This is a genomic window from Pseudomonas sp. SMN5, from assembly GCF_052041925.1.
GTDB lineage: Bacteria > Pseudomonadota > Gammaproteobacteria > Pseudomonadales > Pseudomonadaceae > Aquipseudomonas.
In genome coordinates this window covers 12593-29861 of sequence record NZ_JBKGGX010000037.1, presented here as the reverse complement: position 1 = coordinate 29861, position 17269 = coordinate 12593, and the positions used below count along the sequence as shown (strand labels likewise).

The following is a 17269-nucleotide window of genomic DNA, read 5'->3' as shown; positions in this document are numbered from 1 at the left end:
TACATGCGCTTTTCAGCCTTGACCCAACGCATCACCGGCGATGGCGCCGCCGCCTGGCAGATTCACGACCGGGCACTGGCCATGCGCGAGCAGGGCATGGACGTGCTGCTGTTGTCGGTGGGCGATCCGGATTTCGACACGCCGCGGGCCATCGTCGATGCGGCGGTGGGCAGTTTGCGGGCCGGGGAGACGCATTATTCCGACGTTCGCGGCCTGCACGGGCTGCGCCAGAGCATTGCCCGGCGCCACCGCGAGCGATGCGGCCAATGGGTCGAGGCCAGTCACGTGACGGTGCTGCCGGGGGCACAGTGCGGGGTATTCGCGGTTGCGCAATGCCTGCTCGATCCCGGCGACGAAGTGATCGTCGCCGAGCCGATGTATGTCACCTACGAAGCCGTGTTCGGTGCCTGTGGAGCGAAGGTGGTGCCAGTGCCGGTGCGCCCGGAAAACGGCTTTCGGGTCGAGCCGGCGGATGTGGCGCGGCTGATCACCTCGCGCACCCGGGCGATGTTGCTCAACAGCCCGAACAATCCGTCCGGTGCCAGTCTGCCGTTGCCAACCTGGCAAGGGTTGGCGCGGCTATGCATCGAACATGATTTGTGGATGATCAGCGACGAGGTCTACAGCGACCTGCTGTACGAAGGCGAGCACATCAGTCCGGCCAGCCTGCCGGGCATGGCCGAGCGCACCGCGACCATCAACAGCCTGTCCAAGTCCCATGCCATGACCGGTTGGCGGATCGGCTGGGTGATCGGGCCGCAATCGCTGGCCGGACATCTGGCGAACCTGTCGCTGTGCATGCTGTTCGGTTTGCCGGATTTCGTGCAACGTGCGGCGCAGGTGGCGTTGGATACGGATCTGCCCGAGGTGGCGCATATGTGCGAAGAGTACCGTCGGCGCCGGGACCTGGTGTGTGCCGCGCTGGGTGAGTGCTCCGGGCTCAAGCCGGTGCGGCCCGATGGCGGGATGTTCGTGATGGTGGACGTGCGCCCGACCGGCCTCGACGCACAGGCCTTTGCCGAACACCTGCTGGAGGGTTATGGCGTGTCGGTGCTGGCCGGCGAAGCCTTTGGTCCCAGTGCGGCGGGGCATATCCGCATCGGGTTGGTGGTCGATCAGCTGAAACTGGCGGATGCCTGCCAGCGGATCGTCTCGTGCGCGGAGGGCTTGTTGCAGGAGCGGCGGGCCTGAGGGGCGATGTGGGGGCTCGATGGCCTCATCGCGAGCAGGCTCGCTCCCACAGGGGATTTGTGACGAACGCAGGATTTGTGAACAGCCTCACCGGCTGTGGGAGTCGAGCTTTCTCCGCTCCCACAGCGCTTCAGGCATGCCTGCAAGACTTGAGCACACCACCGGCCCCCTGTGGGAGCGAGCCTGCTCGCGACAGCGGTGCATCAGTCAGCCTCAGGATCGACTGACCTGGCACCGGACCTACCCACCAGCCTCATCACCCCAACGAAAAACACCGGCACAAATATGACCGCCAAGGTAGCGCTGATCATCCCGCCAATCACCCCCGTCCCGATGGCCTGCTGGCTTGCCGAACTGGCTCCCGTCGCGATTGCCAGCGGCACCACGCCAAGGATGAAGGCCAGGGACGTCATGATGATCGGCCGCAGGCGCAGGCGTGCGGCCTGGAGCGTGGCGTCGATCAGGTCGTGGCCTTCATCGTAGAGGCTCTTGGCGAATTCGATGATCAGGATCGCGTTCTTCGCCGACAGGCCAATGATGGTCACCAGCCCGACCTTGAAGAACACATCGTTGGGCATGCCGCGCAACGACACCGCCAGTACTGCGCCAAGCACGCCCAGCGGGACCACCAGCAACACCGATGTGGGGATGGACCAGCTCTCGTACAGCGCCGCCAGGCACAGGAACACCACCAGCAACGACAAACCGAGCAGGATCGGTGCCTGGCTGCCGGACAGGCGTTCCTGCAAGGACAGCCCGGTCCATTCCTGGCCCAGGCCGAGCGGACCGAGGGCTACCAGCCGCTCGATCTCGGCCATGGCCTCGCCAGTGCTGTGGCCGGGCGCCGGTTCGCCGGAAATGGCGATGGCCGGGTAGCCATTGTAGCGAGTCAATTGCGCCGGGCCCTGGGTCCACTTGGCTCGGACAAACGCCGACAGCGGGACCATTTTCCCGGCGTCGTTGCGCACATGGATCTTCAGCAGATCCTCGACCTGGCTACGCTGGTCACCCTCGGCCTGGACCACCACCCGTTGCATCCGCCCCTGATTGGGGAAGTCGTTGATGTAGGCCGAACCGACCGCCGTCGCCAGCACATTGCCGACATCGGCAAAGGACACGCCCAACGCGTTGGCCTGTTTGCGATCCACCTCCAACTGCACTTGCGGTGCTTCGGCCAGGGCGCTCTCGCGGACGTTCGCCAGCACCGGGCTTTTTTCCGCAGCTGCGAGCAGTTCGTCGCGGGCCTGCATCAGCGTGGCGTGGCCGAGGCCGCCACGATCCTGCAAGCGGAACTCGAAGCCACTGGAAGTACCCAGGCCATCCACCGGCGGCGGCAGCACCGCGAAGACCATGGCATCCTTGATGTTGCCGAAGGCCATGTTGGCGCGCTCGGCAATCGAGCCGGCCGAGTCGTCGCTGCCACGCTCCGCCCAGTCCTTGAGCGTGGTAAAGGCCAGCGCGGCGTTCTGCCCGCTGCCGGAAAAACTGAAGCCCAGGATCACCGTGCTGTCACCCACGCCCGGTTCGCCGGCGTTGTGCGCCTCGATCTGCTCGACCACCTGCACCGTGCGGTTCTTGCTGGCGCCGGGCGGCAGCTGGATGTCAGTGATGGTATAGCCCTGGTCCTCCACCGGCAGGAACGAGGAGGGCAGGCGACTGAACAACAGGCCCATGCCCACCAGCAGCACGCCGTAGATCAACAGGTAGCGCCCGGTACGCTTGAGCGCATAGGTCACCCAGCCCTGATAGCGATCACCCAGTTGCTCGAAACGTCGGTTGAACCAGCCGAAGAATCCGCCCTTGGCGTGGTGCTCGCCCTGGCTGATGGGCTTGAGCAAGGTCGCGCAAAGGGCTGGGGTCAAGGTCAGCGCGAGGAAGGCTGAAAACAGGATCGAGGTCGCCATGGACAGCGAGAACTGCCGGTAGATCACGCCCACCGAGCCTTGCATGAACGCCATCGGGATGAACACCGCCACCAGCACCAGCGTAATGCCGATGATCGCACCGGTGATCTGGCGCATCGCCTTGCGTGTGGCTTGCTTGGGCGTCAGGCCTTCGCTGGCCATGATCCGCTCGACGTTTTCCACCACGACGATGGCATCGTCCACCAGGATGCCGATGGCCAGCACCATGCCGAACATGGTCAGCACGTTGATGGAAAAACCCAGAGCCAGCATGGTGGCAAAGGTGCCCATCAGCGCCACCGGCACCACCAGCGTCGGGATCAGGGTGTAGCGGATGTTCTGCAGGAACAGAAACATCACCGCGAACACCAGCAGCATCGCCTCGCCGAGGGTGTAGACCACCTTGGTGATCGAGACCTTGACGAAGGGCGAGGTGTCGTACGGGATCTTGTATTGCACGCCGGCCGGGAAATACCGCGCCAGCTCGTCCATTTTGGCCCGCACCAGCGTGGCGGTGTTCAGGGCATTGGCCCCCGGCGACAATTGCACGCCCACAGCGGTGGAGGGCTTGCCGTTGAGGCGGGTGGAGAATTGATATTCCTGGCTGCCGATTTCGACCCGAGCCACATCGCCGATGCGCACGGTGGAGCCGTCGGGATTGGCCTTGAGCACAATGTCGGCAAATTCCTCAGGCGTCGACAGCTGCCCCTTGACCATGATCGTCGCGGTGATTTCCTGGGTGGTACGGCTCGGCAGGTCGCCGATACTGCCCGCCGACACCTGGGCGTTCTGGGCGACGATGGCCGCGTTGACGTCCGCCGGCGTCAGGTTGAAGCTCAACAGTTTCTGCGGATCGACCCAGATCCGCATCGCCCGCTCGGCACCGTACAACTGCGCCTTGCCGACGCCATCCAGGCGCTTGATCTCGTTCATCACGTTACGCGCCAGGTAATCGCTGAGGGCCACGTCGTCGAGCTTGCCGTCGCTGGAGGTGAGGGTGATCAGCAACAGGAAACCGGCCGAGACCTTTTCCACCTGCAAGCCTTGCTGGGTGACTGACTGGGGCAGGCGCGACTCCACGGCCTTGAGGCGGTTCTGCACATCGACCTGAGCCAGTTCCGGATTCGTACCAGGTTGAAAGGTCGCGGTGATCGTGGCGCTGCCGAGGCTGCTCTGGGAGCCGAAGTACAGCAGGTGGTCGGCACCGTTGAGCTCTTCCTCGATCAGGCTGACCACGCTTTCGTCCACGGTCTGCGCCGAAGCGCCCGGGTAGGTGGCGGAGATCTCGATCTGCGGCGGCGCGACGTCCGGGTACTGCGCCACTGGCAGCTTTGGAATGGCAAGGGCACCGGCCAGGAGAATGAACAACGCAACCACCCAGGCGAACACCGGGCGGTCGATAAAGAACTGCGGCATAGGACGTTTCCTGGTTACTGGGCCGGTGCCTGGGCGAGTGGAGCGTCGTCGATCCGGACTTTTTCACCGGGACGGGCGTGTTGCAGACCTTCTACGACGATGCGGTCACCGGGCTTGAGGCCGTGAGTGACGATCCAGCGGTCGTCATGCACGGGGCCCAGTTCCACCGCTTGCAGGCTGATTTGTTGCTGGGCGTCTACCAGCAACACTTGGGCGATGCCCGCGCTGTCGCGCTGGATGGCCCGTTGCGGCACGCTGATGCCTTGGCGGTCTACGGCCTGCTCCAGGCGTACACGCACGAAACTGCCCGGCAGCAAATCCAGATCCGGGTTGGGAAATTCGCTGCGCAGGGTGATCTGGCCGGTGCCCGGATCGACGCTGATGTCGGTGAACAGCAGCTTGCCCGGCAGCGGATAGAGGCTGCCGTCATCCTGAATCAGCGTCGCCTTGGCCTGGCCCTGGCCGACCTGTTGCAACTGGCCGGAGCGCAGGGCCCGACGCAGTTCGTTGAGCTCACGGGTCGATTGGGTGAGGTCGGCGTGGATCGGGTCCAATTGCTGGATCAGCGCCAGTGGCGTGGTTTCGTTCTGCCCTACCAGAGCGCCTTCAGTCACCAGGGCGCGGCCGATGCGCCCGGCAATCGGCGCGGTCACCGTGGCATAGCCCAGGTTCAGCCGCGCCCGCTCCACGGCGGCCTTGTTGGCTGCGACGTCAGCGGCGGTCTGGCGTGCTGCGGCGCGGGCATTGTCGTAGTCCTGGGCGCTGATGGCGTTGTCTTCGGTCAAGCGCGCGTAGCGCTGTTCCTGCAAGCGGGCCTGGAACGCATTGGCCTCGGCCTTGCGCAGCGCGGCTTCGGCGCTGCCCAGGTCAGCCTTGAGCGGCGCCGGGTCGATGCGGAACAGCACGTCGCCTTTCTTCACATCGCTGCCTTCGCGAAAGACGCGCTGCAAGACCACGCCGGGCACCCGTGCGCGCACCTCGGCGATCCGCGGCGCGGCGATGCGCCCGCTCAGTTCGCTGCTGATGGACAGTGGTCGGGCCTCGATGGTCTCGACCGCCACAGTCGCCAGTGGCGCGGCGTCCTCTGGAGCCGACGGGCCATCGCAGCCGCTCAGCAGCAGGGCGCCGAGCAACAGGCCCAGGGTGGCGAAAGGGTTCTTTGGCATGGTGCTTCCCCAATAATGAACCGTGCCATGCTACGGGGGCGGGGCGGGGGGATCGGTAAAGCTTTGTAGGGGGTATGTGAAATTGTGTAAGGGGTTTGCTCGGGGGCGGGTGGGGGCGTATATCCTTGGCAGCTTGAGACTTCTGCGCCGGGTAGCGCCTCATCGCGAGCAGGCTCGCTCCCACAAGTCGTACGCAGATCAAATGTGGGAGCGAGCCTGCTCGCGATAGCGGTATCTCTGGCGCCACCGTACTTTCTGGAAACACCTATGCCCAACATCCTCCTGGTCGAAGACGACCCCGCCCTCTGCGAACTGATCGCCAGTTACCTGGAGCGCAACGGCTATCAGGTCAGCGTGCTCAGCCGTGGCGATCAGGTGCGCGAGCGGGCCCGGGTCGATCCGCCGGACCTGGTCATCCTCGACTTGATGCTGCCGGGCCTGGACGGCCTGCAGGTCTGCCGGTTGCTGCGGGCCGATTCGGCGACGCTGCCGATCCTGATGCTCACCGCCCGGGACGACAGCCACGACCAGGTGCTCGGTCTGGAAATGGGCGCCGACGACTATGTCACCAAGCCCTGCGAGCCTCGCGTCTTGCTGGCGCGGGTGCGGACCTTGTTGCGACGCAGCAGCCTCACCGAGCCGCAGACGGCCAGCGACCGCATATTGATTGGCAACCTGTGCATCGATTTGTCCGAGCGCACCGTGACCTGGCGCGGGCAAGCGGTGGACCTGTCCAGTGGCGAGTACAACCTGTTGGTGGTGCTGGCCCGCCATGCCGGCGAGGTGCTGAGCCGCGACCAGATCCTGCAACGTCTGCGCGGCATCGAGTTCAACGGCACTGACCGCTCGGTGGACGTGGCGATTTCCAAGTTGCGGCGCAAGTTCGACGACAACGCCGACGAAGCGCGCAAGATCAAGACCGTCTGGGGCAAAGGCTATCTTTTCAGTCGTTCCGAGTGGGAATGCTGAGCAGATGTGGAAGCTGCTGATCCGACTTTACCTGGTCACTATCGTCTCCTACAGCGCGGCGATGTATTTGATGCCGGAGCTGGTGATCCGCCTGTTCCAGGACCGTTTTGTAACCTACAACCTCGATTATTCCCGTGGCTTGCAAACCTTGTTGGTCAAGCAGTTCCACGCTGTGCCCAGCGAACAGTGGCCGGCGTTGGCGGCGCAGATGGACAAGGACTTCGAGCCACTGCGCATCGAGCTGGCGCCCATCGACGATCAAGGCTTCACGGCCAATGAGCAGGCGCGTCTCAAGCGTGGCGAGAACGTGGTGCGCCTCGGCGACTGGGCCTGGCGAACCCTGGCAGTTTCGCCGTTGGACGGTCAGACGGCGGTCAAGATGATCGTTCCGCCAGATCCGACCGACGTCAACTGGTTGTACTGGAGCATCAACGTGCTGATCGGCGCGACGATGCTGGCCTGCCTGCTGCTGTGGCTGCGGCCGCACTGGCGCGATCTGGAGCGGCTCAGGCGTACTGCCGAGCGCTTCGGTAAAGGGCATTTGAGCGAGCGCACGCACATCGCCTCCAGTTCGAATATCGGCAGTCTGGCCCACGTGTTCGATACCATGGCCGGAGACATCGAGAAGCTGCTCAACCAGCAACGGGACCTGCTCAACGCGGTGTCCCACGAGCTGCGCACGCCCCTGACCCGGCTCGACTTCGGCCTGGCGCTGGCACTGTCCGATGAGTTGCCGCCGGCCAGCCGGGAGCGCCTGCAAGGCTTGGTCGCGCACATCCGCGAGCTGGATGAGCTGGTGCTGGAATTGTTGTCCTACAGCCGTCTGCAGAACCCTGAGCGGCTGCCCGAGCGGGTCGATGTGGCGCTGGACGAATTCATCGACAGCATCCTGGGCAGCGTCGACGAGGACCTGGCGGCGCCGGACGTAGTGATCGATGTGTTGCTGCATGGCACGCTGGAGCGTTTCGTGCTGGACCCGCGTCTGACCGCCCGGGCCTTGCAGAACCTGTTGCGCAATGCCATGCGCTATTGCGAGAAACGGATCCAGGTAGGGGTGCTGGTCAGCGACCAGGGCTGTGAAATCTGGGTCGACGATGACGGTATCGGCATCCCCGACGACGAGCGCGAACGGGTGTTCGAGCCGTTCTACCGTCTGGACCGCAGCCGCGACCGCGCCACCGGTGGCTTCGGCCTCGGCCTGGCAATCAGCCGTCGCGCCCTGGAGGCCCAAGGCGGCACACTGACTGCTGAAACCTCGCCACTGGGCGGCGCCCGTTTCAGGCTGTGGCTGCCCACTCGCTTTTGACCTTGTGGCGAGGGGGCTCGCTCCCGCGGGGCCGAGAGTCGGCCTCCGTCACCCAAACAACCCTGCCGCAATATTGATCGAAAACCCTAGGATCGCCGTGTTGAACACAAACCCGATCAATGATTGCGCCAGCACGATCTTGCGCAACTGCCGTGTCGCGACCCCCACGTCGGAGGTCTGTACTGCGACGCCGATGGTGAACGAGAAATACAGGAAGTCCCAATAGTTGGGGCTGCTCAGCCCTTCGGCAAAGCGCAGCGCCGGTTCCTTGCCGTTCCAGGTGTAATACAGCTTCGCGTAATGGACGCTGAAGATCACCCCGATCAGCAGCCATGAGCCGATGACAGTCATGGCCGTGAAGCCGTAATGCAGCAATCTGGCGCTGGCATCCAGGTCGCGACTGCCGGCCAGTTCGAAAGTGATCGTCGCCAGGCTGGCCAACGCCGCGATGCAGACGGTCAGCAGTACCAGCCCGGCGTTCTCATCTTCGATTTCGGCGATGCGCCTGACATCGGGTGCCTTGGCCCGCACGGTCAGCCAGAACATCAGTGCCAGGTAACTCCAGACCCCGACGTTCCAGCCGATAAGGATTTTACTGAGGATGGAATCTGCCGGAGCCAGGACACCGACTGCCAGGCCGAGAACCGTGGCGATGGACAGGCGCGGATGGGTGCGGGTGAGCAAGGGCATCGGGATTAGTCAGCCAGGGCGGTGGTTGGAGCCGGCATGGGGAGATCCTGCCGGGCGCGATCGCCAGATAGTAGCCGAACAGCTGCAAGTGCGGAGATCTTCATGGCGGGTCCACCGCAATCGCGAGCAGGCTCGCTCCCCCAAAGGTATTGGGGGCCCATGGGCATGCAAGCCGGCTTCTGCAAGGACGCAAAAGTGTCTTTCGTCGTAAATATTCGCGCTTTGATGGCTTTTTGACATTTACCCCGTGATTCCATGACACGATTCAGTACAATCGCCGGCCCTCAGCCGGGCATGGAAGCAGTTCGGCTTTTCAGTTACGAGAAAAATTCCATGCTCATCGGCAGTTATTCCCCCGCCCTTGTTTCCATTTCCCTGTTCGTTGCTGTGCTGGCGTCCTACACGGCGCTGGACCTGGCCGGACGTATCGCCACGGCCCAGGGACGAGCCGCGCATTGGTGGATGGCCGGCGGGGCGTTGGCAATGGGGGTGGGCGTCTGGTCCATGCATTTCATCGGCATGCTGGCGTTCACTTTGCCAGTGGAGTTGGGCTACGACATTTCCATCACCGCACTGTCCTTGCTGATCGCCGTGCTTTCCTGCGGCTTTGCCCTGTGGCTGGTCAGCCAGCCGAAGCTCCCGGCCTGGCAGTTGGCCTTTGGCGCGTTGATCATGGGCGCCGGCATCAGCGCCATGCACTACACCGGCATGGCAGCGTTGCAGATGCAGCCGGGCATCGATTACGACCCGACCCTGTTCGGCGCCTCGCTGGTGATTGCTGTCGCAGCCAGCGCGGCGGCGTTATGGATCGCCTTTCGCCTGCGACAGAACACGCCCCACGTGCGACTCGCCCGCGCCGGGGCTGCGGTGCTCATGGGCATCGCAATTGTCGGCATGCATTACACCGGGATGGCCGGGGCGCAGTTCCGGGACGGTAGTTTCTGCGGCGCGCTGGACGGCTTGAGCGGCAAGGGCCTGGACAATCTGGTGTTGATCACCACCCTGGCGGTGCTGGCGATTGCCTTGCTGACGTCGATCCTCGATGCGCGCCTGGAAGCCCGTACCGCCGAGCTGGCCCAATCCCTGACCCTGGCCAACCGTGAGCTGACCCAACTGGCCCTGCACGATCCCCTCACAGGTTTGCCCAACCGCGTGCTGCTGGCTGACCGTATCGGCCAGGCCATGCACCGGGTGCAGGAGCAGGGCGGTTGCTTTGCATTGATGTTCATCGACCTGGACGGTTTCAAGCCGGTCAACGATGCCTTCGGTCACCACATGGGCGATCTGTTGCTGCGCGACGTGGCCCTGCGCCTGCGCGAAGACCTGCGCAGCCAGGACACCCTGGCACGGATCGGCGGCGATGAATTCGTGCTGTTGGTGCAACTGGCCGAGCCCGACGACGCCTTGCGGCTGGCCGCGCGGCAGGTCAGCCTGATCGCCCGTACGTTCCGGGTGGCCGAGCATGACTTGCAGATCTCCGCCAGCATCGGCATCTCGCTGTACCCGGGCAACGGTCACAGTGCCGAAGAACTGCTGATGAACGCGGACGCGGCGATGTACCACGCCAAAGGCGCGGGCAAGAACGGCCACCGGTTCTTCGATGTGTCGATGAACAACAATGCCCGTAAGCAACTGCAACTGCTGCAAGACCTGCGCATCGCCGTCGAGCAGCGGCAATTCAGCCTGCACTACCAACCCAAGTTCGATGCCGCCAAAGGCCGTCCGGTCGGCGCCGAAGCCCTGTTGCGCTGGACCCATCCGACCCAGGGCCTGCTGATGCCCGACACCTTCATTGACCTGGCGGAGAAGACCGGCCTGATCATCCCCATCGGCGAATGGGTGCTGAACGAAGCCTGCCGCCAGATGCGCGAGTGGTATGTGCTCGGCTATACCGACTGGCGCATCGCGGTGAACCTGTCGGCGTTGCAGTTCTGCCACGCGGGGCTGGTGCAGAGCGTGGCCAGGGCGCTGGAGACCCACCGTCTGCCTCCCAACAGCCTGACCCTGGAAATCACCGAAACCACCGCCATGAGCGATGCCGATGCGAGCATGAACGTATTGCAGCAACTGTCGGACATGGGCGTGGACCTGTCCATCGACGACTTCGGTACCGGCTACTCAAGCCTGATGTACCTCAAGCGCCTGCCGGCCAATGAGCTGAAGATTGACCGTGGTTTCGTCCGAGACCTGGAGCATGACAGCGATGACGCGGCCATCGTGTCGGCCATCGTCGCCCTCGGCCAGGCCTTGGGCCTGCGGATCGTCGCCGAAGGGGTGGAAACCAATGTGCAACAGAGCTTCCTGACGCAGTTGGGCTGCGATTCGTTGCAAGGCTATCTGTTGGGCCATCCGCTGCCCGCCGAGGGCTTTCTGCACAATATTCGCAAGGCTCATCGGGTGGAGATGGCTTGAGGGTGGCGATGCACAGGGAGTGCAGGGGTCCAGTAAACACTGATGCATTGCCCAGACACTAAAAGGAATGTTTCGCCGCCGCCGAAGTCCCAACTTCAGTACCTTGAATAACTGGAGTCTTCCCATGCGCAAACCAACCCTGATCGCCAGCCTGTTCCTGACTGCCGGTCTCGTCGCCCTCGGCCCTGTGGCGCAGGCAGCTCAAGCCACCGGCGATGCGGTGGAGCACTCGCCCAACAATGGTCGCCGGCTGGTCGAAGCTGACCGTACGCCAGCCGAATATCAGCGCGCGGACAAAGCGATCAAGAACTGGAAGGAAAAGGGCCTCGAAGCACCGGATGAGGGGTCGCAGTGGGTGCAGATCCATGACAAATACGTGATGGTGGTGATCGCTTCCGGCCGGATCCTCAAAATCACCCCTGCGACGCGCTGAGCTTCAGAGCACTTCACCTTTGTCCCACAGATGAACCAGTTCGCCAGGTGCCTGGTCCTCGGGCACCTGCAGCACCATTTCGTCATCCTGATCGTTGGCGCGGTAGCGTACTTCGATCCGGAAGAATCGCTGGTCGCCTCGACCCGAGGGGGCCGAGGCCAACGGCAGGCAACCTTCCAGCACTGAACAGATCCGCGAGCGCTGCGTGATATCGCACTGGGCGAATTCGATTTCCCGGGGGCGGGTCAGGGCGTGGATGGCTGCCACGCCGCCCTGGCGTGACAGGCGTACCACGGCGTTGTCGTCGAGGTCTGGAAGGGTTTTCATCAGCTCTCCTGTGTCAGGTCGACGCCCACTTTGCTCCAGGCACCTTGCACCGCTTGCACCTCTGGCGTTCCAAAGCGATGGCGGGCATGCTCGACCGTCAGGCGGGCGAAATCACTGAAGGACGCGTCGTTGGCCAATCTGCGGTCGCACAAGGTTTCATACCAGATCCGTCCGGCCTTTTCCCAGGCAAATCCGCCCAGCGTGGTGGCGACCAGATAAAAGGCTCGGTTGGGGATCCCGGAGTTGATGTGCACACCGCCATTGTCTTCGCGGGTGATGACGAATTCGCGCATGTGCGCCGGTTGCGGGTCCTTGCCCAGCAGCGGGTCATCGTAGGCCGTGCCGGGGTTGGACATGCTGCGCAGGCCATCGCCCTTGATCTTGTCCGTGAGCAGGTCGGCGCCGATCAGCCAGTCGGCCTGGTCGGCGGTCTGCTCGAGCACGAACTGCTTGACCAGCACGCCGAACACATCGGAGATGGATTCGTTCAACGCGCCGGACTGGTTGGCGTAGACCAGCCCGGCTTCGCTTTCGGTCACGCCATGGGCCAATTCGTGGGCCACCACATCCAGGGAGCGGGTGAAGCGCTGGAAGATTTCTCCATCGCCGTCGCCGAACACCATCTGCGCGCCGTTCCAGAAGGCGTTTTCATAACCCTGGCCATAATGCACGCTGCCCACCAGAGCCAGGCCTTTATTGTCGATGGAGTCGCGTCCCAGGACTTTCCAGAAAAAATCATAGGTGGCGCCAAGGGCATCGTAGGCTTCGTCCACGGCCGGGTCGCCGCTGGCCGACTGGCCCTCCACGCGTATCGGCTGGCCGGGCAGCTCCATGGTGTTCTGCGCGTCATGCACGCTGCGTTGCGGATGTCCGGCCTTGCCGCGCTTGGGCAGTCTGGCGGCGGCAGGTACGTTGTCGGGCGGACCGGGATTGTGCCGCAGGCTGCGCACATGGGTCAGGGTGCCGAGTGCGCTGGAACGCTGTTGTTCGGAGCCGTGGGCGATGATTCGGTTGAGGATATAAGGCGGGATGAAACCTGGGAGCGGGCGAGAGTCGAACATCAGAAAATCCTTATCTGAACGGCTGGGGACTATACCCATGTGAACCGAAACGCTCGCGCCGGTTCCATCCTGCAAAGACGCCTCGCAACAAGGCGGGACCGATCCCTTTGCTGAAGGATTGCCAGACGCTCGCAATTCTGCGAAAACCCCGCGCCTGGACCACAAGGAAATGCCCCATGAACGAAGAACTGCAAATCATCGACCTGGAACAGGGCGACGGTAAAAGCGTAGTCAAAGGTGCGCTGATCACCACTCAATATCGTGGCACCCTTGAAGACGGGACTGAATTCGACTCGTCCTACAGTCGCGGCAAACCCTTCCAGTGTGTGATCGGCACCGGTCGCGTGATCAAGGGTTGGGACATCGGGCTGATGGGCATGCGGGTCGGTGGCAAGCGCAAGCTGCTGGTGCCGGCTCACTTGGCCTACGGTGAGCGATCCATGGGCGCGCATATCAAGCCCAATGCCAATCTGATCTTTGAAATCGAACTGCTTGAAGTGCTGACTCGTGATGATTGAGCGGCATGCGGTGCAGCTTTGTCCATGAGGAAGAAAGTATTGCTACGCTCTGCATTCGATGCAGGGCTTGATTCGTCGGGAGCGAACCGTGGACGCAGAACAACATGACCTGGGCGTGTCCCAAGTGGCCGCGGCCATTGCCGAGCCGGCTCGCACCCGGATGCTCTGCTCATTGATGGACGGCCACGCCCGGACCAGTACGGAGCTGGCGAGTATCGCCGAGGTCAGTGCCTCTACCGCCAGCGCCCATCTGGCCAAGCTCAAGGAATTGGCCCTGGTACGGCTGCATGTCCAGGGTCGGCATCGCTATTACAGCCTGGCGAGCCCGCAGGTGGCACAGGCGTTGGAAGCCTTGATGGTCATCGGCCAGAACGCCGCGCCGACCTTCACTCCACGCACCCCGGATCGCCTGCAGTTTGCCCGCACCTGCTACGACCACATGGCCGGCACCCTGGCGGTGCGCCTGCATGATCGCATGATCGAAGCGGGGTGGCTGGTGGAGGAAGAAGGGCGGGGCTATCGGCCGAGCGAAGCGGGCGAGGCGTTGTTCGTGAGGCTGGGCATCGACGTGCAGATCCTGGCCGCCCAACGACGCCGGTTCGCCTGCCCATGCCTGGACTGGAGCATGCGCCGACCGCACCTGGGCGGCTCCTTGGGCGCGGCGTTGTTGCAAGTGGCGATCAAGCGTCAATGGGTGCTCCAGGACCTGGACAGCCGGGCGTTGGGCTTGACGGCTGTCGGACGCAAGGAGCTGGCCGCGTGGTTTGGTATAAGCGCAGCCCCTCATACGCCGGTGGCTGCCGCGCTTGCCCGCGACGGCGTCAGTCCATCCAACACCATCGCCAACTGAACTGCCGCCATCGCGAGCGGGCTCGCTCCCACATGATGACTGGTTGGCTGCCGATTCAGTGTTCAGCGCAACTCTGCCGTGGGAGCGAGCCTGCTCGCGATGGCAACCGGTTTTCATGGTGGGGCTTACGGCGGGGGATTCTGACGGATTGCGCACATTAATGTGGCGAGGGAGCTTGCTCCCGCTGGGCTGCGAAGCAGCCCCAAACCAGGCAATGCGATCATTGCGTTCTATCGTGTTGACCGGGTTGCGACTGCTGCGCAGTCGAGCGGGAGCAAGCTCCCTCGCCACAAAAAGCTTCATGGCGCTATAGACGGGCTTGGATCAAACCTTGACGATCCAACCCGCTGGCGCTTCCACATCGCCGGTCTGCACACCGGTCAGCTCCTTGTAGAGCTTCTGGGTGATCGGGCCGACTTCGGTTTCGCTGTGGAAGACGTGCAGCTTGTCCTTGTAGTTGATCCCACCGATTGGCGTGATCACAGCGGCGGTACCGCAGGCGCCGGCTTCCTTGAAGTCCGACAGCTTGTCGATGAACACGTCGCCTTCGACCACTTCCAGGCCCAGGCGCGATTTCGCCAGTTCGATCAGCGACAGGCGGGTGATGCCCGGCAGGACCGAAGGGGAGTTGGGGGTGACGAATTTGTTGTCGTGGGTGATGCCGAAGAAGTTCGCCGAGCCGACTTCTTCGATCTTCGAATGGGTCAGCGGGTCGAGGTAGATGCAATCGGCGAAGCTCGCCTTCTTGGCTTGGGAACCCGGCATCAGGCTGGCGGCGTAGTTGCCACCGACCTTGGCCGCGCCGGTGCCCTGCGGGGCGGCACGGTCGAAGCTGGAAATCAGGAAGTTGTGCGGGGTCAGGCCGCCCTTGAAGTAGGCGCCGACCGGAATGCAGAAGATCGAGAAGATGAACTCGGGCGCGGTGCGCACGCCGATGTTGTCACCCACGCCTATCACGAACGGACGCAGGTACAGCGCGCCGCCGGTGCCGTAGGGCGGGATGAAGCGCTCGTTGGCGCGGACCACTTGCTTGCAGGCCTCGACGAACTGCTCGGTCTCGACGAATGGCATCAGCAGCCGGGCGCAGCTGCGTTGCATGCGGGCGGCGTTCTGGTCCGGGCGGAACAGGTTGATCGAACCGTCCTTGCAACGGTAGGCCTTCAGGCCTTCGAAGCATTGCTGGCCGTAGTGCAGGGCCGTGGAGCCTTCGCTGATGTGCAGCACATTGTCGTCGGTCAGGGTGCCGGCGTCCCAGGCGCCATCGCGCCAGTGCGACAGGTAGCGCTTGTCGGTCTTGATGTAGTCAAAGCCCAGTTTGTCCCAATTGATGCTCTCGTTACCCATGACACCCTCTATTGCTTAACGACCGTCGAAACGGTTCAAGGCTTCTGACGTTTTTGGATGGGGACAACAATACTTCATTCCAGAGGTGTTTCGCAGCCCGCATGACGGGCGCCCGGTGATTTTTCCGGCGCCGCGCACCCGTGGCGAGGGAGCTTGCTCCCGCTCGAGTGCGAAGCACTCGCAATTGCAATCTTTGGGTAGAGCCTGATTGCAGGATTTGGGGCCGCTTCGCGGCCCAGCGGGAGCACGCTCCCTCGCCACAGAGCAATGCGATCACACATCCAGAGAGATGCAATCACACATGCAACGCATGCCCCAGCGCACGCAACGCCGCTTCCTGCACCGCCTCACCCAGTGTCGGGTGGGCGTGGATGGTGCCGGCGATGTCTTCCAGCCGGGCGCCCATTTCCAGGGACTGGCCGAACGCGGTGGACAGCTCCGAGACGCCGACACCGACCGCCTGCCAACCGACGATCAGGTGGTTGTCCCGGCGCGCCACGACCCGCACGAAACCGCTTTTCGATTCCAGCGTCATCGCCCGGCCATTGGCCGCGAACGGGAAGCTGGACACGATGCAGTCCAGCCCGGCCGCCTTGGCTTCGTCCGGGGTCTTGCCGACCACCACCAGCTCCGGATCGGTGAAGCACACCGCTGCAATGGCCGCAGGGTTGAACTCTCGGTGCTGACCGGCGATCAGCTCGGCGACCATCTCGCCCTGGGCCATGGCCCGATGGGCAAGCATCGGCTCGCCGCTCAGGTCACCGATGGCCCAGACGTTGCGCATGCTGGTCTGGCAGCGATCATCGATTTTCACCGCCGGACCGTTCATCGCCAGGTCCAGCGCTTCGAGGTTCCAGCCCTGGGTATTGGGCTTGCGTCCGACCGCCACCAGCACGCGGTCGGTGTCCAGGTTGAGCGTGTCGCCATTTGGATCGCGCACTTGCAAGGTGCTCGCCTGGGCATCGAAACCCTCGACGCTGTGCTTGAGGTACAGCTTGACGCCCAATTGTTTGAGCGCTTCGTGCACGGGTTGCGTCAGCTCGCCGTCGTAGGCCGGCAGGATCCGCTCCTGGGCTTCGACCACGCTGACCTCGGCGCCGAGCTTGCGATAAGCGATGCCCAGCTCCAGGCCGATATAGCCGCCGCCGACCACCACCAGGTGCTTGGGCACCGAGGTCGGGGCGAGGGCTTCAGTGGACGAAATGATCGGCCCGCCAATCGGCAGCATTGGCAGGTCGACGCTTTTCGAGCCGGTGGCCAGCAGCAAGTGCTCGCACTGGATGCGGGTGTCGCCGACTTCCACGGTCTTGCCGTCGACCACCTTGGCCCAGCCATGGATGACCTGGACCTTGTGTTTCTTCAGCAGCGCCGCGACGCCGGTGGTCAGGCGGTCCACGATGCCGTCCTTCCATTCCACGCTCTTGCCGATGTCCAGGCTTGGCGCCGACACCGTGATGCCCAGGGCCGAGCCCTGGCTGTGGTGCCGGGTCTGATGGAACTGCTCGGCCACATGGATCAAGGCCTTGGACGGAATGCAGCCGATGTTCAGGCAGGTCCCGCCCAGCGCCTGGCCTTCTACCAGGATGGTCGCAATGCCCAGTTGACCGGCGCGAATCGCCGCCACGTAGCCGCCGGGGCCGCCGCCGATGATCAGCAGCGTGGTGTTCAGAGTCTGTTGCATG

General features: G+C 63.6%; 14 protein-coding genes. 7 read left to right on the top strand and 7 right to left on the bottom strand.

What is annotated here, in order from left to right:
- The first annotated feature begins 3 nt into the window (after positions 1-3).
- A complete protein-coding gene (locus ACLEJR_RS25355) occupies positions 4-1191 on the top strand; it encodes a pyridoxal phosphate-dependent aminotransferase (protein ID WP_440817353.1) in 1188 nt (395 codons plus the stop codon).
- A 203-nt stretch (positions 1192-1394) separates the two neighbouring features.
- Here ACLEJR_RS25355 and ACLEJR_RS25350 read toward each other — a convergent pair whose 3' ends face one another.
- Positions 1395-4511: a multidrug efflux RND transporter permease subunit gene (locus tag ACLEJR_RS25350; protein WP_440799095.1), complete on the bottom strand. Its 3117-nt coding sequence runs from the start codon at positions 4509-4511 to the stop codon at positions 1395-1397.
- Between the two features lie 14 nt (positions 4512-4525).
- Positions 4526-5677, bottom strand: coding sequence for an efflux RND transporter periplasmic adaptor subunit (locus ACLEJR_RS25345; RefSeq protein ID WP_440799097.1), 1152 nt, complete (start codon positions 5675-5677; stop codon positions 4526-4528).
- 267 nt (positions 5678-5944) lie between these two features.
- Here ACLEJR_RS25345 and ACLEJR_RS25340 point away from each other — a divergent pair, with 267 nt between their 5' ends.
- A complete protein-coding gene (locus tag ACLEJR_RS25340) occupies positions 5945-6646 on the top strand; it encodes a response regulator (protein ID WP_440799099.1) in 702 nt (233 codons plus the stop codon).
- Positions 6647-6650: 4 nt separating this feature from the next.
- The gene (locus ACLEJR_RS25335; protein WP_440817351.1) at positions 6651-7952 is read left to right on the top strand and encodes an ATP-binding protein; all 1302 of its coding nucleotides are present in this window, start codon (positions 6651-6653) and stop codon (positions 7950-7952) included.
- 48 nt (positions 7953-8000) lie between these two features.
- Here ACLEJR_RS25335 and ACLEJR_RS25330 read toward each other — a convergent pair whose 3' ends face one another.
- The gene (locus tag ACLEJR_RS25330) at positions 8001-8642 is read right to left on the bottom strand and encodes a DUF1345 domain-containing protein (RefSeq protein ID WP_440799103.1); all 642 of its coding nucleotides are present in this window, start codon (positions 8640-8642) and stop codon (positions 8001-8003) included.
- 333 nt (positions 8643-8975) lie between these two features.
- On the opposite strand from ACLEJR_RS25330, the gene ACLEJR_RS25325 reads away from it, so the two are divergent.
- Positions 8976-11054, top strand: coding sequence for a putative bifunctional diguanylate cyclase/phosphodiesterase (locus ACLEJR_RS25325; protein ID WP_440799105.1), 2079 nt, complete (start codon positions 8976-8978; stop codon positions 11052-11054).
- Between the two features lie 124 nt (positions 11055-11178).
- On the top strand, positions 11179-11487 hold the full coding sequence (locus ACLEJR_RS25320) for an RcnB family protein (RefSeq protein ID WP_440799107.1): 309 nt from the start codon (positions 11179-11181) through the stop codon (positions 11485-11487).
- 3 nt (positions 11488-11490) lie between these two features.
- Here ACLEJR_RS25320 and ACLEJR_RS25315 read toward each other — a convergent pair whose 3' ends face one another.
- A complete protein-coding gene (locus tag ACLEJR_RS25315) occupies positions 11491-11814 on the bottom strand; it encodes a protealysin inhibitor emfourin (protein WP_440799109.1) in 324 nt (107 codons plus the stop codon).
- Complete coding sequence (locus tag ACLEJR_RS25310) at positions 11814-12875, bottom strand: M4 family metallopeptidase (protein WP_440799111.1); 1062 nt, start codon at positions 12873-12875, stop codon at positions 11814-11816. The genes ACLEJR_RS25315 and ACLEJR_RS25310 overlap by 1 nt, the downstream gene beginning before the upstream one ends.
- Positions 12876-13051: 176 nt before the next feature.
- Here ACLEJR_RS25310 and ACLEJR_RS25305 point away from each other — a divergent pair, with 176 nt between their 5' ends.
- Positions 13052-13393 (top strand): FKBP-type peptidyl-prolyl cis-trans isomerase, encoded by a 342-nt coding sequence (locus ACLEJR_RS25305; protein WP_440799113.1) that lies wholly within the window; start codon positions 13052-13054, stop codon positions 13391-13393.
- A gap of 88 nt (positions 13394-13481) precedes the next feature.
- On the top strand, positions 13482-14243 hold the full coding sequence (locus ACLEJR_RS25300; RefSeq protein ID WP_440817348.1) for an ArsR/SmtB family transcription factor: 762 nt from the start codon (positions 13482-13484) through the stop codon (positions 14241-14243).
- 324 nt (positions 14244-14567) lie between these two features.
- Here ACLEJR_RS25300 and ACLEJR_RS25295 read toward each other — a convergent pair whose 3' ends face one another.
- Positions 14568-15587, bottom strand: a complete 1020-nt coding sequence (locus ACLEJR_RS25295; RefSeq protein WP_440817346.1) for a branched-chain amino acid aminotransferase — start codon at positions 15585-15587, stop codon at positions 14568-14570.
- A 295-nt stretch (positions 15588-15882) separates the two neighbouring features.
- Positions 15883-17268: a dihydrolipoyl dehydrogenase gene (gene lpdA / locus ACLEJR_RS25290; protein WP_440799119.1), complete on the bottom strand. Its 1386-nt coding sequence runs from the start codon at positions 17266-17268 to the stop codon at positions 15883-15885.
- Position 17269: the final 1 nt, after the last annotated feature.